This window comes from Ruminococcus sp. 8Y-12, from assembly GCF_058119865.1.
Genome location: NZ_CM176623.1, coordinates 4593303 through 4615247 on the forward strand (window position 1 = coordinate 4593303; position 21945 = coordinate 4615247).

Annotated in this window: 16 protein-coding genes; all 16 read right to left on the reverse strand. The window is 44.8% G+C overall.

From position 1 onward, the window contains the following. Positions 1 to 19 precede the first annotated feature (19 nt). Positions 20 to 1777 (reverse strand): FHA domain-containing protein, encoded by a 1758-nt coding sequence (locus tag AC0THY_RS18690; protein ID WP_489992088.1) that lies wholly within the window; start codon positions 1775 to 1777, stop codon positions 20 to 22. Further along, positions 1774 to 2508, reverse strand: a complete 735-nt coding sequence (locus AC0THY_RS18695) for a PP2C family protein-serine/threonine phosphatase (protein ID WP_489992089.1) — start codon at positions 2506 to 2508, stop codon at positions 1774 to 1776. The genes AC0THY_RS18690 and AC0THY_RS18695 overlap by 4 nt, the downstream gene beginning before the upstream one ends. Positions 2509 to 2591: 83 nt before the next feature. Beyond that, positions 2592 to 3920 carry a protein kinase domain-containing protein gene (locus tag AC0THY_RS18700; protein ID WP_489992090.1) on the reverse strand — a complete coding sequence of 443 codons (1329 nt, stop codon included), beginning with the start codon at positions 3918 to 3920 and terminating at the stop codon, positions 2592 to 2594. Between the two features lie 9 nt (positions 3921 to 3929). Further along, entirely contained in the window at positions 3930 to 5150 is a 1221-nt protein-coding gene (locus tag AC0THY_RS18705) for a PP2C family protein-serine/threonine phosphatase (RefSeq protein ID WP_489992091.1), read from the reverse strand. Then, positions 5128 to 5826, reverse strand: a complete 699-nt coding sequence (locus AC0THY_RS18710) for an FHA domain-containing protein (RefSeq protein ID WP_489992092.1) — start codon at positions 5824 to 5826, stop codon at positions 5128 to 5130. The genes AC0THY_RS18705 and AC0THY_RS18710 overlap by 23 nt, the downstream gene beginning before the upstream one ends. A 13-nt stretch (positions 5827 to 5839) precedes the next feature. Next, positions 5840 to 7303: a PrsW family glutamic-type intramembrane protease gene (locus tag AC0THY_RS18715; protein ID WP_489992093.1), complete on the reverse strand. Its 1464-nt coding sequence runs from the start codon at positions 7301 to 7303 to the stop codon at positions 5840 to 5842. Between the two features lie 14 nt (positions 7304 to 7317). After that, positions 7318 to 8505: an FHA domain-containing protein gene (locus tag AC0THY_RS18720; RefSeq protein WP_489992094.1), complete on the reverse strand. Its 1188-nt coding sequence runs from the start codon at positions 8503 to 8505 to the stop codon at positions 7318 to 7320. 623 nt (positions 8506 to 9128) lie between these two features. Next, entirely contained in the window at positions 9129 to 9518 is a 390-nt protein-coding gene (locus AC0THY_RS18725) for a type II toxin-antitoxin system RelE family toxin (protein ID WP_489992095.1), read from the reverse strand. A gap of 166 nt (positions 9519 to 9684) precedes the next feature. Next, complete coding sequence (locus AC0THY_RS18730; RefSeq protein WP_489992096.1) at positions 9685 to 16572, reverse strand: leucine-rich repeat protein; 6888 nt, start codon at positions 16570 to 16572, stop codon at positions 9685 to 9687. Beyond that, complete coding sequence (locus tag AC0THY_RS18735) at positions 16551 to 16868, reverse strand: hypothetical protein (protein WP_489992097.1); 318 nt, start codon at positions 16866 to 16868, stop codon at positions 16551 to 16553. The genes AC0THY_RS18730 and AC0THY_RS18735 overlap by 22 nt, the downstream gene beginning before the upstream one ends. A 158-nt stretch (positions 16869 to 17026) precedes the next feature. Next, positions 17027 to 17644: a hypothetical protein gene (locus AC0THY_RS18740; RefSeq protein WP_489992098.1), complete on the reverse strand. Its 618-nt coding sequence runs from the start codon at positions 17642 to 17644 to the stop codon at positions 17027 to 17029. 100 nt (positions 17645 to 17744) lie between these two features. Further along, positions 17745 to 18083 (reverse strand): hypothetical protein, encoded by a 339-nt coding sequence (locus tag AC0THY_RS18745; RefSeq protein WP_489992099.1) that lies wholly within the window; start codon positions 18081 to 18083, stop codon positions 17745 to 17747. A gap of 99 nt (positions 18084 to 18182) precedes the next feature. After that, complete coding sequence (locus AC0THY_RS18750; protein WP_489992100.1) at positions 18183 to 19298, reverse strand: hypothetical protein; 1116 nt, start codon at positions 19296 to 19298, stop codon at positions 18183 to 18185. A 97-nt stretch (positions 19299 to 19395) separates the two neighbouring features. Next, positions 19396 to 20058 carry a vWA domain-containing protein gene (locus tag AC0THY_RS18755; protein ID WP_489992101.1) on the reverse strand — a complete coding sequence of 221 codons (663 nt, stop codon included), beginning with the start codon at positions 20056 to 20058 and terminating at the stop codon, positions 19396 to 19398. 27 nt (positions 20059 to 20085) lie between these two features. Next, positions 20086 to 21006, reverse strand: coding sequence for a metallophosphoesterase family protein (locus AC0THY_RS18760; RefSeq protein ID WP_489992102.1), 921 nt, complete (start codon positions 21004 to 21006; stop codon positions 20086 to 20088). 15 nt (positions 21007 to 21021) lie between these two features. Beyond that, positions 21022 to 21915 carry a hypothetical protein gene (locus AC0THY_RS18765; protein ID WP_489992103.1) on the reverse strand — a complete coding sequence of 298 codons (894 nt, stop codon included), beginning with the start codon at positions 21913 to 21915 and terminating at the stop codon, positions 21022 to 21024. Between the last annotated feature and the right edge of the window lie 30 nt (positions 21916 to 21945).

Sequence of the window (21945 nt, forward strand, 5' to 3'; positions counted from 1 at the left end):
CTCGTCCTCTCAACTTTTTCTACCAATGTACACGAAACTCCGATGAACCGATGTGTATGATGTCATCGCAATTCAAAATATAGGGTTTCGTGATTGGCACTCCGTTTACCTGGGTTCCATTGGTGGATCCCAGATCATAAATAAACAACTTCCCGTCAAAGCAGGTCAACGCGCAGTGGACTCCGGACATATGTCTGTCCTCAGGATATGCATAGTCCGCCTTTTCAGGAGATCTCCCCAATTTTGTCTCCCCTTTTACCATGATCTCATAGGTGGTATCCTCCCCCATGCTTACCTTTGTCAAAAAAACCAAAATTCCTGGCTCCCCCTGACCTGCTGCCTCACTCTCCTCCTGTCCGCCATCCCGTTTTCCTGCTGCGTCTGCGGCATCTGCCTCACTTTCGGTCTCCTCTTCCTGCTCCTCCTCTGTGAGTTCATTTTCTTCTTCCCGTCCAGCGTCCTCCCCAGTGTCAGAGAATGTCGCCTTCTCTTCCTTCTCCTGCACTTCCTCCGGGGGACAGACTGTGTGAGCCTTCTGTGACTCTCTCTGCGGATTTTCCGTAACCCTGTCCCCGGTATCCACTTCCAGATCGGATATTTTTGCGTCCGCCTCTCCCTGTGCAAAGTTTTCTCTCTTCCGCCTCTTGCTTTCTCGCATTCCCATTACAATTACCAAAATGACCGCCACAAGTGCACTTCCCGCTGCGACGGGCACCCAGAGGGGGAATAGCATAGCCCCTGCCTCTTCCTGTGATTCTGTCTGAACCTCTGTCTGTGTCTCACTCTGCTTAATTGTTTGGGGCGATGTCTCTGTTTCCGCCTCTTTGACGGCAAGTCTGTCTTCTGCTATCTGTCTGCCTGCCTCCGCCTGCCCGGTTTCCACATGCAGAGCCACTTTCAGATAGGCCTGACCGCTGCCCGGCTGATAGCCCGATGCGTCTGCCGTGATAATCAGGCTCTCCTGTATGCGCTTCATCATTCTTTTTACACTCTTCTTAGGGGTGATATCCTCGGCTCCAAGAGCAGTATGGATTCCTCCGGGCGATAGCCTTGCGAAGCTTCCCAACAGCTTTGCAAACTCCATTTTCGGATTAGAGGCCCCCTCCTCCAGAATGGCTGTGGTAAACACAGGTATCTCTCCTTCCCTGATCTGGACATCCACCTCCTCTTTGGTAATTCCCGTGGCCTGCTCATCCTCACCGTCTGACACTACAAGGAGTATTTTTTTACCGTCATAGGCTTCCCCGGTCTCCAACAGCTTCAAAGATTCCGATATTCCATAGTAGAGATTGGTATCCTCGGAAAGGCCCTGGATTTCTTCCACAGCAGCCAGAATATTTTCCTTTCCGGAGAGAAACCCACTGGAATGAAGCGTATTTCCGAGAGTCATCACGCAAACCCTGTCATTCTCCTGAAGTTCATTGCTCACCAGCTTTAAATATTCCTTCATCTGTGTGAGTTTCTGTTTCCCTATAGATCCAGAGACATCCGCCAAAAAGATATAGGAAGCTGCCTCTTTGCTGTCCTTAAACTTACGAATGTCTGTGACAGGAAGCTCCTGCGTTCCCAGCGTAACTGTATATTGTTCCCCATCTGCCTGCTGCTCTTTATCCCGTTTCAGATTGTCATTGACATAGATATGGAGCTTCTGCTCCTCCACACAGACACTTTCCAGATTTATATCCAATGCCTCCCGGGCAGAGGCTTGGATACCTCCTGCTAAAAGCCACAGACAAAAGAAAAGACTGCAGAGCCTCCATTCAATCCCTCTTTTCATATCACAGTTCTCCCTTCTGCATAAAACATAGCCGCAGCTGTGTAATTGTCGTGCTTTTCTCCGACTCTTTTTCGGAGTCTCTCACACATATACTGTATCCAGACGCCCGGAGAATCTGTCTTTTCCAGATCAATCTCCATCTCCCCCTCCAGCACGTATTCCCAAAAACCATCGCTGCACAGTAAAAATGCATGAAAATCTTTTCCCAGATCAGGAATCTCGGTAATGTCCGGCTTGACCTGATCCGTTATGCCAAAGGCTTTCAGCACACGGTTGCGGTCCTCATGAAAACGGATCTGATCCCTGGTGATTTCCCCTGACAAAACCGCCATCTGGGATACGCTGTGGTCACTGGTACAGAAATCCAGCTGGCCATTGACAAAATGGTACAGTCTGGAGTCTCCCAGATGCGCCCAGACCGCCCGGCTGCCCTCCACAAACAGACTGACACAGGTGGTCTTCATTTTGCAGTTCTCCGTCTGTCTTTTCATGACCTCTCGGTTGGCATCCGCAAACACGTTTTCCACCCAGTCCCTATCTGGAGAGGAGCACCTTGTAAACTCCCTCATGAGAATCTGAACCGCCTCTCTGGAAGCGATCTCACCTCCCCCATGGCCGCCAAGACCGTCTGCAACCACCAGACACTGTCTCTCTTTGCAGGCGGATACTTCCACACTGTCTTCATTGTGATCCCTTCCCCCCTGATTTGTGTAACTGGCTACTCTGAACATGTTGTTTCCTCCCAATATTAAGCTTCTGCAACTGTGTAGTAAGTGCACAGACCTATAAATAGTTAAAAACTTGGTATCGTTAATTACACGTACTTCTGTACTTCGAATAACTGATTTTCTCCAATTGTAAACTGATCCCCGTCTCTCAGTGGCATCAGCTCTCCCCGCAGCATCCGTCTTCCGTTGAGCCATGTTCCATAAGTAGAGCCCAGATCCTCCAGAAAAACACTGCTTCCCGTCTCATCTCCCGCAGTCACGATACGGCAGTGCATACTGCTCACTCCTCTGGCATACGATGGAAACACCAACTGGCATTCATAGGGATTCCGTCCGAGCGTAATCTCTCCCTCCGGACAGATCACACCACCTGAAAAATACCCATGTCTGCATATAATCCTGACTGTGGGAATGCAAAAGCTGCCTCTTCTGTTTTCCTGCCGTTCACTGTATCCCAGCAGCGCCTTGCGAAAGGACTCCACAGACGAATACCGGTCTTTTGCCTTTACCGCTAAGGCTTTCATAATGGCATATGCGCTGTGTTCCGGTATGCCTTTCTCCAGAATCCTTATGTCCTTTAATTGGTCATCCGCCATCCGTTCCGGCGCCTCCGGCACCATGATGCCCGTGAGGCTGTAATACATGGTCCCTGCCAAGGCATAGATATCTGTCCATGGACCCTGTTTCCCTTTTGAACGGTACTGTTCCTCAGGTGCAAATCCCTTTTTCAGAATGACAGACAGACTCTTGCTCTGTCCTGCCACCGCCATCCTGGCGGCGCCAAAATCAATCAGCTTGACTCCCTGCTCCCCATTGCCTATGTAAATATTGTCCGGACTGATATCCCGGTGAATCACATGATCACGGTGAATGTACTCCAATGCGTCCATTATAGGAAGCGTTACTTTCATTACCATCTCAAAGTCTGTCTTACCGCCGCTGCGCCTCAAAAACTGCTTAAAATCTTCTCCCTGAAGATACTCCATCACAAAGTAAGCGGTCTGATTTTCCTGGAACATTTTCATAACATGCACGATATGGGGATGCTCCCGATAACGGTATATGGTTCTGGCCTCATTGACAAACTGCTTCAGGCCATACTGGAAGGCCTCCTTTTGGCCCTTTGCGCAGATTTTCAGGCTTCCCGGATTTCTTCCTGCCAATCCGTGAGGCATAAATTCCTTAACTGCCACTTTACTGCCGCTTTTGAGATCCATTCCAATATAGGTAATACCAAATCCTCCGCATCCCAGCACAGCACCGATCAGATAGGAACCGTCCAGGATTGTCCCTGGCGGCAGCGCAAAGGCAGGTTTTTGTGCAAAACCCGCTGGTTTTTTACAGCAGCAGCAGACGCCTCTGACCATGGATGCGTTCATACAGTTTAAACATAAACAGTCAAAATCCGGAAACATATGCATCACCTACATATATTCCAATATAATGGCTGTATAGTTGTCCTGATTTGCCAGATTCTTGCTTCGGATCATGCGGTCCAGTATCTCACCGCTCATCTCGGCCGGAGCATGCATGGCCTCCGCAATCTCCCCATCTGATAGTGTGCCAAAAACCCCATCGCTCATCAAAAGAACCCTATCTCCCTCCAAAAGCTTCAGGGGTCTGATATTGCGGTCTATCTTTTTCAATTTTCCTATTCCAATAAAACTGGTCAATGCCTTTCTCTGCGGATCGGAAGCTGCCGCCGAAAATGAAATTTCCCCTCGGCCTGCCTGCTCGTCAAGTTCCACACCGTAGACATGTTCTCTGTTCACCTGCATCAGAGCTCCGTTCCGGTAGAGATAGATATGACTGTCTCCCACTGCAATCCAGTACAGCTCATCCTTCTGTACAAGAACAGCAACGACTGTGGAGCCGCTCTTTCCCTTTCCGGAAGTTCCCAGTACCTGATTTACCTCGTCATTGGCACTGTTTAACATCTGCAGAAGTTCCTGCTGCAAAGGCCCCTGCATAGTCTGACTGTCGAACCGGCTCATCATGGACAGGGTAACCATCGCGCTGATCTCTCCGCCGTTTGCCAAGCCTCCCATGCCGTCCGCAACAATTGCAAACACTCCTTTTTGGTCTATCTGGCTGCATTCGGAAATTCCAAAAGAGTCCTGCTGGCTGCTGCGTTTTCCTATGTCATGTACCTTTCCAACATAAATTCCATGCGGACGTTTCTCATCTCTCTCCGTCCTCGGTATTTCCTGAAGTCCATGAGTGTGGAAAGGCTCCATATCCTGCTCCTGCCATTCTATGGAATCCCTTTCATTTTTTTGCGCCTGTTCTTTTCTCACTTTCCACTCACGCCTTTTCCTTTTTCTTTTTTGATTCACGAGCAGATAAAATGCTGCACCCAGAAGGACGATTCCCATACCGGCAGCGACCCATAGAAATACATAGGGAGAGCTGTCCGCCCTCCCTTCTCCCCTATCTGTAACCCCAGTCTCCGTCTGCAGTTCACTCTCCAGCTTTGTTTCAGGCAGCCCCTTCTCCGTCTCTCGTTGGCCTGTCATCTCAGGCTGAGAATTTCTCTTTGTTTCGGATACCGGCTCTGTCTCAGCTTCAGACAGAACCTGGGTATCTCTATTCTCTTTTAAGCCCTGTTCGATATCACCAGAACTACTCGTCATCTTTCCACTCAAACCTTTCTCCGCACAGGGGTATAAAAATCAACTCCATTTTTCCGATTTCGATCACATCATAGGGCTGCAAAACGGCTGTCTCGAACATTGCCTTCCCATTCAGACGCACGATACTCCTGCCGTCTCCCCTCGAAAAATAAAAAATGCGCTCTCTTGTGTCATAGCTGATCACCGCATGGTTGATCCTGGAGATGGTGTCATCTCCCCGCAGGCAGATATCCATGGTCTCCCCCCTGCCGATAAAATTATTATCCGAGTGGATGCGATAGTCCCTTCCCTTTTCCACTCCGCTGATGCAGACCAGCCATCCCACAACGGGATCAATGCCCATTTCCTTTTGCACAAGCGCTATGGTCTGGCCGCTGTCCCTTACTCCTTCACTGCATCCGCTGCCGGTAAGAGGAGCTGTAAATCCGCTTCGAACAGGCGCCGTCTGACCTGCTCCAAACGGAGCGGTACGCCCTCCCTCCAGAGGAGCTGTCTGACCTCCTCCCATCGAAGCCGTCTGACCTGCGGCGGCTGCCGTGCCCAAGGGGATGGTATGGCTGGTTCCGCCGCTGTGAAGCGGCATTGTACCTCCATTGACATTTCCAGCCTTGGCTTCCCTGCATACGGGACATTCCTCATAAATAGATCCATCGTAGTAATGTCCTTCCTGACATTTCTTTAATTCCATCTTTTTCCTCCCATTATTTGATATGTATAGTAAACTCGTTTTCACTGCTGCCCAGATAGAACTTCACATGATCTCTCAGTTTATATGGAACATTTGGCTCCAGTTTCTGTCCATTGCCAAAATAAGTCCCATAGGTGGAATTCCTGTCAATCAATACCGGAAAGCCTTCCTTCCATTTAACTTCACAATGATTAAGGCTAATCCCCTTTGTTCCCTGAGGAAAACAAACCCCGGATGTTTCCGGATTTCTTCCAAATACAAGACTCCCCCCGTAACTGAGCGAATACTCTTTGCCCGCATGGATTCCGCTGCTCCCCTTCACAGTCAGCGCTGCCCCACCCGAAGGAGCTTTTACCTCCAATTCTTTTACGCGGGGTGTATTGGCAGGAAGCGCCCTTTTGTACTTGGTATCTACCACAACCATCTGTCGGATACATTTACGCATGATAAATAAAAGCAAAGTCCATCCTAAAATAATGAGAAGGATGATCTTCAGATACAGTCCCTCTATCCGGGCCAAAAACAGCACCCAGTCATCCGGAAGAATACCTATCAGATAGCCAGCTCTGAAATTCCATGTTGTGTGCAGCAGATATGCCCCTGTCCAGGCAATGATCACCAGCTTGTCTCCCAGGTGCTTAACACCCAACTCCCCTTTCCCTTTTGCCAGTGCCAGGGCTCCGCCGTACATGGCGGCCCATATCTCATGACCCCCTATTGTTGTCACGCCCCTCAGGATAAGATTATCTGTAAGGCTGCCAGAGACAATGCTCCAGATATCCAGGGAGGTATTGGAATTCAGAGCCTGCATCTGCTCGACCAGCTCTCCGGCCTTAGACAAGCCCTCCTGATATGCATTCCAGGCATATCCCGATGACTCTATGACGGAAAATCCAACTCCCACCGCAGCTCCCACCAAAAGACCCTGTACTCCGTAGGTAATCTTATATCTCTTTATCAAAATATACACAATTACAAGTTTTGCCGTCTCCTCCGCAAAGGGGCCTACCACAAAGGCAACTTTCTGTGCCACCATTTCAGAGAGAAAGAGCCTCTGGACCACTCCCGTCACCGCCATGCTTAATATTCCACCCAGAAGAGCCATAAACAGAGCCTGGTATATAGAAATATTGCCTGGTATATTCATCTCCCAGAAAAAAAGCATCACAGCCAGTGGAACCACCACCGCCGGAAGAACAAACATAAACACAGTAGCTCCGTCAAACGCAAAATTGTTCCAGAGCGCAAACAACAAAACAGACAGAAGCAGTCCCACTGCCCCCACCCTCACAAACAGCCATGGCTTTTGCCAACTCTCCATCATATGGCCCGGTTCCGGAATATTTTCTCCGATGCCTCTGGTCAGGAGACTGGCTCTCTCTTCTCTCGTATGAGGCTGAAACGCATCGGAAAAAATATCTTTCCACTTAAAATTTTTTTCTATTTCTGCAGCCTTTTCGAAAAACATGGTATTCATCTTCTCACCCTCCCCTAAAGTACCCTAAAAAGATTCATTGAATCCGCCAGGTAAAAGCTGTCCCCACAATTAAGGACTTGAGGTTTATTGGCTGTCAGTTTTCTTCCGTCTTTTAGATAGGTGCCATAGGTGGAACCTAAATCTTTCAGGATAACTTTTTCGCCCTCCAGCGCCACCTGGCAATGAAGACTGCTGATTCCTCTGGTGCTGCCGGGATAGACAACGGAACATCTGTCAGGATCTCTTCCGAATGTAATCCTCCCATTTATTGGAATCTCTTTTCCATCAAAGTATCCGCCAATGCCTCTCAGTTTGATAACCTCATCCTCTCCAAATCCCAGCACATTAGCAAATTCTATCTCTCCTCTGCCTCTTCTTTTGATCTCTTCGTTTTGGTAGGATATCAATGCCGCGACAAACACAACGCCTATGACAGGAATAAGCACATAAAAAAAACTGCTGCCTGAAGCATTCCCGCTGCTCATATCCACCTGTGTACTTTCCGTCCCGCCATCGGAAGGCTCACCGTTTCCCCCTGAGGAATCAGATTTTTCATTTCCTGCAATGTTTATCAAGTAATCCATCGGTAAAAAAAGTCCTTTCTGGTTCTCTTTTTTTACCAGAACACCAACCAGACTCCCCTCCTCAGTAAATACAGGACTCCCGGCAAATATGGCATCGAAATCTTCTTTCATCTTCACATATGTAAATTCATCTAACTCTCCGTAAGCATCGACTTCACTTTTTTGCATGACAATCATATCCTCCAGGGAAGATTCCTGGTTGCCATTTGGTACAAAACCTGCATAGTAGACTGTCTGCCCTGTTTCCAGCTGCTGAAAGCTGACGGCTTTTTCCCCGGGATACCCCTGTACATCGGGAATTTCCGCTGAAAATATAGAAACCCCCGCATTGGCATCATCCCCCAAAAAATTCACTGTTCCGTCCACTTGCGTTCCTAAGATCCCCACTGCGGTTGAAGATTTCCAGGTATCACTACTCTTGGCAATGATCAAGAGCTTCCCTTCACTGCTAATCATAATGCCGCTTGAGCTTTCCATTATCTGTCCCTGTTCGTCAATCCCCATTACCAGCACAATGCTGTCTGTCAATGAAGCAGCGGCATGTGCCGTATTTCCTCCAGCTACCAGCATCCATATACCCACTGCTGCCAGTAACCATCTCTTCCATATACTCCGCATACTGTCCTCCCAACTTCTTTCTCTTTGTCTGTTTAGTGCTGCTTAAACATAACGTCTCTCATAAACTTTCTTAAATTTTAGCACATTTAACCAGAATAAGCAACTTTTAAACGTCATATATATAACTTTTTTACGTTACGTTGTCATTTTTTCTTCAGACCATAAATCCTGGCTGTCACCTATATGAAAATGAAAGGCCTTCTCAAGATCATGTAATACTATTTTATCTGCCCGGATATAAAATTCTTCAACTTTTTTCTGTCTGTTGTAACTATTAAGCAAGTCTGCGCATTTACTGCGCAGACCGTGAGTAAATGATTCAGGAGTACAAAAAGCCCGTACAAGACATATTGTCTGTACGAGCTCATTGCTTAACTTGGCCCTACCTTTTTGATACGTGCCGCAGATTCGTTTAAATCTCTGTATGTAATACTTACCGAAAAGCACTGTATCTAAGCATGGTTTCGACAACTGCTGTTTTAGATACTGGTAATTTTTTTACAGTCCGCTCCATAAATCCCGAAAATTTTCGGTATAGTCTCACGAACAGATGGACAGCAAATGGGCAGACTTTTAAAAAATATAAAAATCTGCCCATTAAAATTTAATTTAAAGCAATTTTGTCAATTCCAATCAATCTCATCATTGGATACGGTGCCTTGTTCGGCAATACTCTTATTTGCCCGTTGATTTGCTTGGACTTCGTCGGGCATCGGCTTATCCTCCGGTACGAATCTTACCAGTACACGAAAAATCGTCTCCATATCTTCCTCATCTATTAAATCAATCAAGCCTTTTAGCATCTCTTTGCTCATAATTATTGTATCCACTTCAACGGAAAATAGTATCCTTAAATCCCCAACTCTCAAGCGATAGTCATGTACGAATCCCTGAAGCTTTTTCACATCTCCAGCTGGTAGTTTATCAATCGCCTGTTTGATTCTGGTTTTGGAAGGCTTATCCATTTTACTGATATGTTTTGCTGCATCCCTTTCAAATATGATTTTCAACATATCACCTCCATTTTGTCAGAAATTTCTTTAATTACATTATATCGTATTGCCGACTGAAATTCAATAAATAGGGGTTGTCTATTTCCTGACAACCCCTTCGTGCTGCGGGAGATGGGACTTAAACCCACACGAGCGCATTGCTCGCAAGCTCCTTAGACTGCTGCTTTTATTTGACCTTTACTTTTATCACTTTCTTGACGCCATTGCAGCTCACCGTGATTTTCGTCTGCCCTCTCCTTCTGCCCGTCACTACGCCTTTTGACGAAACTTTCGCAACTCTTAGGTTTGCACAGTGGTAAATTAATTTTCCTTTTGGGGATGCCTTTATACGAATTTTGTATTTCCGGCCCTTTTTAATTTCTATCCTAGACTGACTGACTGTTAGTTTCTGAGTCTTGACCTCCACTGTACATTTCGCCGTAACTCCATTTGCTTTAGCAGTGATGACGGCTTTCCCAACCTTTTTAGCCGTTACCTTTCCGTCCGCGCGAACAACGGCAACTTTCTTTTTACTGGTGCTGTAGCGCACTTTTTTTTCATATCCCGTGATCACCGGTTGCAATTTGATGCTATTCGTGCCATTCCTGTAGAGAACAATCTTCTTTTTTACAAAACGGATTTCTGGCTTCTTTACTGTAACCGTACAAACATCGCTTATCCCATTTGCCTTAGCCGCTATTCTTGCAACACCTGCCCTTTTCGCTGTGACTACCCCATCTTGAACCTCCGCTACAGAAGGGTTATCGGAACTCCACTGTATCTTCTTTTCTACACCTCTTATCTCCGCTGTCAGTGTCTCAGATGTTCCGCCACCCTTTGTGTACAAAATCATCCTGTCCTTCGAGAGTTTAATCATAGGTTCCTTTATCTGGAGTTGAGTACCAGTCTCTTCAGTCTCTTCAGTCTCTTCGGTCTCTTCAGCTTCTCCCTGTCTCTGAATGACAGTAATATTGCAGAAAGCCCTGACCCCATTCGCCTCAGCAGTAATCCGTGTCATACCAGGACCTCTTCCAATTACTACTCCTTCATTTACCGACGCCACCGATGAATCTTCACTTGACCAGACAACTTCCTGATCCTCTCCAGTGACGTAAGCCTTTAACACAGCAGCATTACCCGTGCCTTCTGTATACAGAGTCAACTCGGGAACATTCAGGGAAATAGCGGGAATCACCACCTTGTATTCATAGCTTGAAGGCTTGCTGTCCTGATATCCCTCTTTTACTGAATAGGCAATGATATGCGTATCTCTGTCCAAAATCACAGGGCCGGTATACAAAAGTCGTGATGCACTCCCGGCTACGCAGGGGCAGGATCCATCCAAGGTATAATATATTCTGGCTCCGGCTGTTGTGCAGAATAGCTCCACTGCCCTCCCCTTGTTCACGGTCCTGCCCGTCTCTATACTCGCTTTCACGCCATCACAGGCGGGCACTTCTCCTACAATTACTTCGACCTGTGCGGACAAATCTGCATGCTCCAGGGATGCGGCCAGGGATGTTACCCCGGGAAGTTCCCCCGTGATCTGAAATACCGCTTCTCCATTTTCATCCGCAGTGACCGTATTCTGCTTTACCTGTACCAGAGCCCCGGAGGCTGTCTCCAGCTTAATCGCCTTGCCGGCCCCTGCTTCCTGCGGCAGGACAGCTATGCGCACTTCAGCTGTTCCATGATGTTCTACCCGGACAGTCTCAGGCCCCTTCAGCTTGAAAGGGAGTACCTGCACCTGCCTTTCCTCCTGAAACGCTGCCTCCATCTTCTTCCCTGCATAATTGCTGACATCCTGTATTAAAATGGCGACCCGATCTCGGAGGGGTTCCTCAGTCTCAAAGAAGAAACTGCTGGCATATTCAGATCCGTCCTCTCCCTTTTCCAGATTATGCGGCCTCACCGTTCCTTGAATTGTCCTCCCATTTATCTGAACACGCAGTGTATCCTGCCCCAAGCTCTCCGGCTGCATATACTGGCTGAAGGTTATTTTAAGTCCCTCCTGGTATGCTTCTGCCTCCAAAACTTCGGGTGCCTTTTGCGAAACCATCCCCACATTGACATCTGTTCTTGGAGGGGGCACGGAAAGCCAATCGCTGTAGGCAGTCTTATACCCTTTCTTCTCATATTTTACCCTCCACCAGCCATTTGGAACAAACCACATATATTCCCCATCTTGGTTGGTTAACTGGGGGTTCTCCTGATTGTATTCCTCCGCATCCCATAAGATCCCCTCCTCATCGGATTCCTCTTCTTTGTAATAGACAGTGGTCTTTACCCCCTCCAGGCGGTTTGTGGAAACTGCTTCATAGACATATCCCGACGGGTCTATTCCATAATTAACCGGACTCCACGGAGTTTCCTGATCTTCCTGGTTTCCTCCCCCGCCTCCTCCACCTGGGTTTCCACTACAATCCTCCTCAGTTATGTAACCGTCATTAACGAGATACCCATATCCAACATTCAGCCATCCTACAGCCGCTGACCCAAGTCTGTTAAGTGCGTCACCCATACCGCTTTTAAGAGTGTCCGCCACATTATAATCATCTAGTAGAATATCAACCTTTGTTCTGGGACCCGACTTAGCCGTCATTACTACACTCACAGACCCGGCTGCCACAGCAGCCCCGCCAAGTACTTTTAAATGGCGCATCTTTTCAAGCGCATCACTATAAGACAATCCATCATTGGTACCTCTCAGTTCCTCTTCCGCCAGCTTCATCTTGGCTATTATCTGATCCGCCGTCAGATTCTTACAGTCATTTCGTATGGGGGGTACATTCTTCTGAGCTCTGGTAACTTTTCCTTTTAAATGTGTTTCGCCATGTCCTTTTTCTCTCATAGAAGGTTTATCCCCACCGGCTGTCTCCTCTGCGGATGCTGCCATTACAAGATATCTTCCATCCAGCAAAGGGCATGTGAAAAAAATACTGTTCAGCGCTGTGGATTCTTTAGGCATAAAAAGGATAGCGCCATCTTGCTCGTGTATAGCCTCATATCCCCTTTGCAGTAGTTTCTCTTCCGAATACGCCTCCGCTTCCGCCTCATTCAGCAGCTGATACAGGATATGGCTTGCTATTCCCTTTTTCTCCATCCATATCTCGAATACATCCTCAGTATTACGCAGTATCGTATAATCATAACTGTCAAAGTCCATATTGTCGGCACAGATACTCTCAAAATAATTTTTGGGGCTGCCAGCCACCGCTCTGACTTCCTTAGGTAGATGATTCACATCATACAGACGGGTGCCAACCCAGTTTCCTGTCAAAGTGTCATAGGATAAAGGAACCTTCGTCACACTCCCTGAACTGTCTTTCGTATAAATGGATACACTTTCTTCGCCGTTCACCTCCCCCTCCAGCTCTGTCACAAAGGTGAACGGAGTGTTTCCTGGGATATACGTATAGTATGGTACTTTTTGCGAAGAACTTTTAAAGTCGAACTGAAGTATATCCCTCCGATAAAAAGCTGTCACCTTCTTTACATTCACGATTCCAGAACTGTACAAGACACTTTTTCTTTCCGAATAAACTTCCTTTCTGTCAACCTTCACTCCTGCATACAGAGTATACTTTGCCGGCAGCTCCACATCGCAGGAAAAATTACCACAATAATTGGATGTCGTAACCCCCCTTACTGTTCCGTTCTCATATATTGCAACCTCAGAAAGGGGAACCGTGATTCCAGACACAGCAACCTTTCCATCTACCGTATAGGAAGGGGCTGAAAACTCCATAGGTAAAACATTCAGCGTCTCCGTCCCAAGAGGCTGTTTAATTTGTGTTTCCCGGTTTAAAAAAGACAGATAAGCTGTGATCTCCTTTTCCCCTGACTCCTGAGCCAACACACAGAGCCTTATAGTCCCCCCATTTTCCCGAACAGGAACTGTTACTGTGTGGCCCAAAGATGTATAGGGAATCTGTTCTCCATTCCATGTCACACTATTTCCCGCCACAGAGATTCCCTCAGGAAGTTCTAAAGACACAATCTGCTCGGAAACAGAATAAGCCGGAGCAATTTGAAAAGCAAGTTTTACGTATACCATTGTTCCTACCGTAATCTTTCGGCTATTGCAGGTAAGATAGGTCTCATCTTCTAAAGTATACTGTAAACGCTCATTTCTTAGTGATGAAATTTCCAATATCCCGGCATCAATCACTCTGCCGTCCTCTATTTCACAACTCCTCTCCAGATAGTCCTTCCCTTTTTCAAATCCTAACTCCTTTAGCTTCCCAATCTCGGAAACGGTATAGAATAGTGGACTTCTCTTCATAAAAACAAACCGATATTCTCCAGGCTGCAAACATTTACTGTAGTACTCACGACTGGCAGTCTCAGAAGCAGCCAGCTTTCCGGATTTGTCAAAAATAGATATTTGGCATTCCTCATCCCCCTCTAATTTTGCGTAGAGAGATCCACGCCGAATCAGGCTGAATATTGCTTTTCCGCCTCTCTCCCCTAAAGTAAATTCTGTTGCTGCATCTGCAAATTCTCCCAGGGAATCTACGACTGTCAGTTTAAGATGGTCCCCGAGTTCTGTGCCATTGTCCAGAAACCACAGATTACTATTTTGCGGAACACAGTCTGTAATCTCATGGTCATCTGTCACATTCACAAGTGTATACTTAAATCGCGCTATATCGCCCGAATATACTACGGATTCCTCTGCTCCTCCTTCCCCAGGGACAACCCGGTTCATTTCTACCGTGATTTTCCTATCCGGAAGCCTGTTCAGCAATATCTCCAACTCCTTCTGACCTCTTTTTTGCATAAGTTCCAGAATGCCAGATGTCCCATACTGCCTATATCCCTCTTGGAAAAATTCCGCCTTTACATTGCATTCTCTGACCTGTATCTGAAAATGCCCAGCTGTATCTGTCTGAATGACAGAGGTCTCCTCATATCTGTCATTCAGCCTCTGTGTAAAGGTACACTGTACTCCACTGAGAGCTTCTCCCCCGCTATCCCTAACTGTCCCCTGGATCTCTGTTAGTTCCATTTCCGTAAGCTGTATTGTTATTTTCTTCGTTACCTTGTCAAATTGTGCTATTTCCCTCTTTGGCTCCCAATAAATTTTTCCAAGAGTCTCACCCAGAACTATTTCAAATTGGTATTCCTGGTCTGGATCATACTGGTAAAGGGTTGTTCCTTCCGCAAATGGAGTTTGGCTGTCCCCCTCATACCATTTCACAGTAAAATCATCCCCCACCTCATTCCAAAATGAATCCCGGATTTGTATGTGAGCCTGGGATGTCTCTTGGCTCTCTACTTGAAATGGGATATCATGACTGGCCGCATACTCGCAGCAAAACTGATTTTTACACAAAATATTTAAACCTGGACAACCCAAAAATGCATCCCCTGCAATAACTTTCATGGATTCAGGTAACGCTACCAGATAAAGCTTTTCATTATACCAAAATGCTCCCTCTTCAATTTTTTGAATTCCTTCCCCCAGGATAAAACTAACTGCTTCCGAATTGGCAAAGGCTTCTTTTTTAATAATTCCCTCACTGTATCGGATTTCTATCTCTGCGGGATCAGCTGCAAAGCAAAGACTTCCCAGCTGTTCGATCGTATCATATAAAACAACCTTTTTTAGAGAGGTGCATCCTTGAAAAGCCTGATTTCCAACGTGTCTCAGAGTGTCTGGCATCTCCACACTCTCCAGGGAATCACAGTTTCCAAACGTATATGCTCCTATACTTTCCAGCCCTTCCTGCAGCTTGAGTTCCCTGAGATGTGAACAGCCCGCAAATGCCCAATCCCCAATTTTATTAAGTTTAGGCGGCAGCTTTAATGCTTTCAGATTCGTACAATTATAAAATGCTTTCTTGCCAATCTCCGTAATGGTGTCTGGCAGATCAATCTCTTCTAGGGATGAAAAATTTGAAAACATATTTTCCGGTACTGCCGTCATTGCTCCTGCAACAGTTATCCTTTTTAGATTTCCGGGAAATGCCGACATCATGCTTTTTCCAGCTTCATGTCCATAAACGGTTACGTTTTCAAGCCCTGTACAGTTATAAAAAGCATTCTGTTCCAGACATACCACTGGATACTGTATTTCAAGATTTTTCAAATTTTTGCAGTCTCCAAATGCAAAGCCATTAATCTTTACAATTGTAGAGGGAATTACCAGCGATTCCAATGCGGTACAGTTGCTGAACATATACATAGGCAGCTCCGTAATCTTACTGTTAAATTGGATTTTCTTAACATTACTGCAGTACGCAAATGCCCCTGTGCCTATATGGGTTAAAGTATCCGGTAATATAATTTTCTCTAGTCCTTCACATTCGTTGAACGCATACTCTCCAATATACTCAAGATTATCTGGAAATTCCGGAATTAGCAATGCCTTACAGCCCGCAAATGCCCAATCCCCAATTTTTTCAAGTTTAGGCGGAAGCTTTAATGTTTTCAGGTTCGTACAATTATTGAACGCTTTTTTCCCAATCTCCGTTATGGTGTCTGGCATATCAACCTCCTCTAGGGATGAAAAATTTGAAAACATATTTTCCGGTACTGTCGTCATTGCTCCTGCAACAGTTATCCTTTTTAGATTTCCGGGAAATGCCGACATCATGCTTTTTCCAGCTTCATGTCCATAAACGGTTACGTTTTCAAGCCCTGTACAGTTATAAAAAGCATTCTGTTCCAGACATACCACTGGATACTGTATTTCAAGATTTTTCAAATTTTTGCAGTCTCCAAATGCAAAGCCATTAATCTTTACAATTGTAGAGGGAATTACCAGCGATTCCAATGCGGTACAGTTGCTGAACATATACATAGGCAGCTCCGTAATCTTACTGTTAAATTGGATTTTCTTAACATTGCTGCAGTAAGCAAATGCTCCTACTCCTATATTTACCAAATTCGGCGGCAGTACAATTTCCGTTACCCCTGCACATCCGTTGAATGCATTGACTCCGATAGTTGTCACACTCTCCGGAAAAGATATAGATTTTATTCCTGAGCACATTTCGAAGGCAGACTCTCCAATCTCCGTTACCACATTGGGGATAATAACTGAGGTTAGCTCCTTCTCATTCGACAAAGCTTTTCTTCCAATTGAAACCACTGTACAAACATTTTTTCATAGGTCACTATCTCTGGAATTATCAAATCTGTACCTCTATATTCGGCTCCCAGTCCTTTGAACATTACTGTCCCCTCACCAACCGTCTCAAATTCCAGATTATCCACAGTAAAACTCTGCCCCGGCTTATCCAGCTTCTGATTCTCTTCTACCTGCTCAGGTATCTGCACTTCACCGGCAATACTTTTTAGTGGAAGCCCCTGGCTGAGAAGAATAATACTAATTGCCAATACCAAAAAATTAATTTTCTTCATCTCTTTCCTCCCTCATCCTCTAATAGACTATAAATATGTTCCCTCTTACGTCTGTAAATCCCCCTTTTCTTTTATCATATCAGAAAAAGGGGATTTAAGCTATTTCATATCCAATCGTATATCTTTTTACTTCATTCTAAGGATCTATACCTCAATATTTATTTCTCAATATTCGTATGCTCTCCTTTTTCCTTCAAAGATCCATCTTTTTTCATTTCTTTAAAAACTCCCTTTGCTTCTTTAAACACGTCCTTTGCATTAACATTGCCGGCAGCATTTGAAAAATAGGAGTTCATCTCTTCATCACCCATTTTGCGCGGATCCTTTCCATCTGCGAAAATTCCGGTCAGCGCTTTCAGGAAAATGACTCCTGCCGCATAGGTTACACCAAAATTTACAACCCCCGCTGCTAAAATGCTTGCTCCCGGAATAAATCCTACTGCTAGCTCAAGTGCCAAAATGCCTGCAAGCTGAGTGACAATATTGGTAAGAACTGCTGAGGCAATAGCTTTCCATGTACCTTTTCCCATGTGAAGATTCAAATATTTAGCGATTCTAAAATACATCGTCCAAATAGCCCCCACCGCAACTCCGGTTGCCAGAATTGCACCAACTCCCGGAAGAACTCCTGCTGCCATAGCAGATATACCAGCAGCAGCCGAATGGTTTACTACAATATCCGCAACTTCTTTTGATTCGAAATTTTTTGCATAATCACCACTAACATAATACCGACTAAGAGCATACACTGCTCCTTTCAACATACCTGTATTCATTTTCATTCCTCCTAACTTTATCACTTAGACCCAAAATCGAACTGCAAGTAACCTAATGAAAATACTTTTATTCTTCATTTCGTTTTCCCACTGAACTCTCTTATTGAGAATTTGCAGATGAGGATTCCTGTAAAGAGATGGTGATATCGTCCAGTTCCACGGAAAGTCCCTTTTGCTGAACTGTTTCTGTAAGGACACGGATGATATCCTCTTTATAGTAATTAATACATACTACTGCAAGCTCGTCTCTGGTTTCCTGCGGCAAAGCCCTCAAGGCTCCTTTCACTGCCACAACAGAAATCGACTTAGTTTTTGACAAAATACCAGTCAGAAATGTATTGTCGGATTTCTTTGATAAATGTTCCAACAACACTGGCAACAAAGTTTCCAAAGCAGCTTCATAATCAACTTTTTTTACAGAAATATTAATATTAATCATATACTTCAAGAACCTCCTTCTTATTCCCGTATAATATCTTCATTCCAAATCCTTCTTCTGATAAGTCATAGCTCTCCTCTCTATCAATCCTCTAACAGACTATAAATATGTTCCCATCCAATCCCTGAATTTTTCGAAGTTCTCATTATGAGGATGTTTTTCAGACAACCGTCTGAAAATTTGGTAAGCCTCTTCCGCATACTCCTTTTTCTTTCTTTCAGAGTCTTCTGTCTCTGCTGCCATAAGATAAGAATACCCCAGTCTGGCATTCGCCACATCTAGTAAATGTGAATTTTTTTCAGTATTTTCGATGCTTTTTACCAGTGCTTGTCTTATACTTACTGCTTTTTCATAACACCTAACAGCTTTTCCTACCTGTCCTGCTTTTTTATAATTTTCAGCGGCATTATGGTAATGTTCAATTCCTTCATCGATTACTTCGAAGTTCAAATTTTGTTTTAATGCAATGTAAATCTTAGAATCTGCAATCTTCTCACAACATTCAGCTGCTTTTGTATGGTTTGATTCTTTCTGAAACTGCTTTAACTCACTTTCTGAATTTTCCAACTTTGGTTTTATCTCATGTTCAATATAAAGATTTTCAGCATAATACAAACGTTCTATTATTTCCTCATTGTCCGGCAAATGCCTATGAATCTGCTCATAGATCTCCTTCATCTTCATAATATGCCATGTCTTCTCAGATCCGTTCTCATAAAGCTCAAGCAGTAAATCATAGGAATCTGCTAATTCCATATGATCCTCTAAAAGCTGTGTTCTGTCTGAAATTTTTTTGCATAAACTGTTGTGCTTCAATAGATATTCTTTCCCACGATCCCAGTCTACCTGAATATAGGCTGCACCTGCAAGCTCATATGCGAGACTAAGTTCTCTTTCTGCCCTGTCCTTATTATCTGAATTTATTATTACTTCCCTTAAGGCAATGCACCTTTCCAGACTCTGTGCTGCGGCAATGTAGTTTTCTTCTATCATATGGGCCCTTCCCACCCTTTCATAAAACATTGCCAAATACCATTTGTTTTCTTTAGAGTCCTTCTTTTCCCTTTGACTTTCCATCACTCTGATTCCTTGCACATATTGTTTTATCGCTTTATCACACTTACTCGCATTGAAAAATTCATTCCCCTTTCTCAAAAACTCTTCCGCCTTGTCCTTTTCTAATTTGTCATCCCTGAGGCCATCAAACAGTCCCATATCTACCTTTCTCCTTTCCTTATCTATTCTGTTCTTCGCCTGCCAGACTCTTTCAAACCACCTTTCCTTTCCACGCAGGTTAAAATCCGTTTACTCTTCACTCAATATCATCAAGTGCGTCAGCCAATGCATCCTCTCTGGAAGCCTGCGGGGCCTGCGGCATGCTGCGCATAGCCGTTGTCCCCCGGGTAATCGATGCAAACACCGATGACGCGCCAGCCTGCGATGCTGTGAATTTCTTTGACATCTTGCGGTCGATACCTAGATCGTCGCTTGTTTTCCCCACATCTATATTTGCGCCAATAAAAGAGAATACCCATGCGTACTTTTCCCTCTGCTCCCTGATCATCTGCCTGACAGACTCCCAGTTATACTCCTTACTGGCATTCTCATAACCGTCTGTGATGATGGTTACAGATACAAGCCCCGGTCTTTCTTCTTCCGGCATCGCCGCAAGGTTCTGCCCGACGCTCACCAGTGTCCTGCCAATGGCATCGAGCATGGCAGTCATTCCCCTTGGCTTATACTCCTTATCTGTGATGTCCGGCACGTTTCTGATGTCCGCCCGGTCATGCAGAAGAATATACCTGTCGTCAAACAACACCGTAGTGACATTTGCTTTCAACTCCGGATTTTCCTCTCCAAGTTTCTTCTGCTGGTTCAGCAGTGAATTGTATCCGCCGATAGTGTCCTGCACGAGATCGCTCATCGACCCGCTCATGTCGAGAATATAAACCAGTTCCGTAAGATTGTTGTTCATTGTGCTTCCATCCTTTCTACTGTTTTTTTATTTGGAAAATCCCCATAACGATGTCTGCCGCTTTTGTTTATCCGGCATGCTAAAGCTATTCGCAAACAATATTGTGTTGGTATGAATCCCCTTCACAATTACAGAAATTCTATTTTCACTTATATCAAGCAAGATTACGTTTCCTTGTTGAGTTTCTTTTTTTTCATCTTTTACTGTCGTCGGGCAAATACTGCCATCATTGATGTACAAATTGGAACGATCTTCGTCAAACTCAACAGTGGGAGAGAGATGAGTGTGCCCCGATAAAAAAATCACGTTTCTGTTTTCATCAACTATTCCTTGAAGTCGCTTGTCCTGCTCTGTGACGATGTATGATGTCATGTCCGCAGCTCGCTGGGGATTGTGTGCAATCAGGGGTGGATGACATATCACAATGTGGTATTTGGACAAATTTTTATTTAGTTTTTCCTGCAAAAAGGCTAGTTGCCGTCCTTTGGCGGAAAAGAAAAATTGCTTTTTATTATATAAGGGATTAAGCCCTATGAGATCAACATATCCGTTGATGCGTTTATAAAAAGCGCCGCACTCATCAACAATGGAAGGATACTCGTTGTTGATTTTCTTTTCAAACAGCCTGTAGTTTATATCGTCTCTTGCAGGATTGTCGTGGTTACCAGAAACGCAATATACAGGCACTCCTTGTAAATGCCCATCCATCAATTGGAGCAAAATATTGTATTGCTTCTCATCTGCACGGTCTGCAATATCGCCGACAATCAAGATCAACTGAACATCATGCAATTTTGAAAGTGCTCGTTCTATCTTTGCAGTTTTGTTAAACAAATGCAAATCACTCATAACGCCGATTTTTATATTTATCATGATGATTATACTTTTTTCTCCCGTTCCTACACTTGACTTTCCATCACTCTGATACCTTGTCATCTCTGAAGCCATCAAACAGTCCCATATCTACCTTATTCCTTTCCTTATCTGATTCTGTTCTTCGCCTGTTAGACTCTTTAGAACCACCTTTCCTGAACTAGAAAAAGCAAGCATCGCTCCAATCGGCACTCCAATAAGAAGAATATTATATTCCAAATAACCCCGTCCATAACCGGTAAATGGAGGCCCCCAATATGAAAACACCAGTCCTGCGCAGTTCAGAACAGGGAGCCATACATTTAGCAGCATAAGGAACCATGCGCTCAGGAAAAGACCTTTATTCCATACCCCTGTTATCGCCAATAGTAAGTAAAAACTTGATAGGGACCATATTATAGCTGCAAGAATATATAAGCAAAGCACCCATCTTCCAAACTGATAACTCAGCACATTCAGCATGGTATCCGAATAGAAAAACTGATACACATGCTCTGAACGTACTCTTTCATCAAGTGCTGACTTATAAGGCTCCTTGGATGCTTCCTCCTCGTTTTTTGCCGGTATTTTTACAACGGCATTGTCGTATTGATAATAAGGTTCACCCTTTCCAACCCATTTCGCCAGCGACCAAAGCCTCCGTTCATCCTCCAATTTATCAACATATGAAATCCACCAGCCCGTTCCATATATGTCACTGTAATCTCCTGTCGCTTTGAGTATCGAACCGGAAAAAATAACTATGAATATAATAAATAGACAGCCAAATATCCTTGATAGTACCTTTGCTATTTTGTTGTCTTTTTGAAGCAGGCATATTGAAAAGAATGTAATAGCAGCCGCTGCGCACGCTGCAAATATGGTAACGACTTCCTTTAAAAGTCCCTGCCCAAATTCTAGAGTATCACAAAGCAATTGCCCCACAACCGCTAACAGAATCAGTAATGCTGTCGAGAATATGAAAACCCCTTTTTTTCTATTCATCTCCGTGTTTCCTCCATTTGAAGTTCACTT

Excerpts from the sequence above, each read along its gene's own strand:
- AC0THY_RS18690 (WP_489992088.1), bottom strand. The coding sequence starts at position 1,777 with ATGAAAAGAGGGATTGAATGGAGGCTCTGCAGTCTTTTCTTTTGTCTG.
- AC0THY_RS18695 (WP_489992089.1), bottom strand. The coding sequence starts at position 2,508 with ATGTTCAGAGTAGCCAGTTACACAAATCAGGGGGGAAGGGATCACAAT.
- AC0THY_RS18700 (WP_489992090.1), bottom strand. The coding sequence starts at position 3,920 with ATGTTTCCGGATTTTGACTGTTTATGTTTAAACTGTATGAACGCATCC.
- AC0THY_RS18710 (WP_489992092.1), bottom strand. The coding sequence starts at position 5,826 with ATGGAATTAAAGAAATGTCAGGAAGGACATTACTACGATGGATCTATT.
- AC0THY_RS18715 (WP_489992093.1), bottom strand. The coding sequence starts at position 7,303 with ATGAATACCATGTTTTTCGAAAAGGCTGCAGAAATAGAAAAAAATTTT.
- AC0THY_RS18720 (WP_489992094.1), bottom strand. The coding sequence starts at position 8,505 with ATGCGGAGTATATGGAAGAGATGGTTACTGGCAGCAGTGGGTATATGG.
- AC0THY_RS18725 (WP_489992095.1), bottom strand. The coding sequence starts at position 9,518 with ATGTTGAAAATCATATTTGAAAGGGATGCAGCAAAACATATCAGTAAA.
- AC0THY_RS18735 (WP_489992097.1), bottom strand. The coding sequence starts at position 16,868 with ATGAAGAAAATTAATTTTTTGGTATTGGCAATTAGTATTATTCTTCTC.
- AC0THY_RS18740 (WP_489992098.1), bottom strand. The coding sequence starts at position 17,644 with ATGAATACAGGTATGTTGAAAGGAGCAGTGTATGCTCTTAGTCGGTAT.
- AC0THY_RS18745 (WP_489992099.1), bottom strand. The coding sequence starts at position 18,083 with ATGATTAATATTAATATTTCTGTAAAAAAAGTTGATTATGAAGCTGCT.
- AC0THY_RS18750 (WP_489992100.1), bottom strand. The coding sequence starts at position 19,298 with ATGGGACTGTTTGATGGCCTCAGGGATGACAAATTAGAAAAGGACAAG.
- AC0THY_RS18755 (WP_489992101.1), bottom strand. The coding sequence starts at position 20,058 with ATGAACAACAATCTTACGGAACTGGTTTATATTCTCGACATGAGCGGG.
- AC0THY_RS18760 (WP_489992102.1), bottom strand. The coding sequence starts at position 21,006 with ATGGCTTCAGAGATGACAAGGTATCAGAGTGATGGAAAGTCAAGTGTA.
- AC0THY_RS18765 (WP_489992103.1), bottom strand. The coding sequence starts at position 21,915 with ATGAATAGAAAAAAAGGGGTTTTCATATTCTCGACAGCATTACTGATT.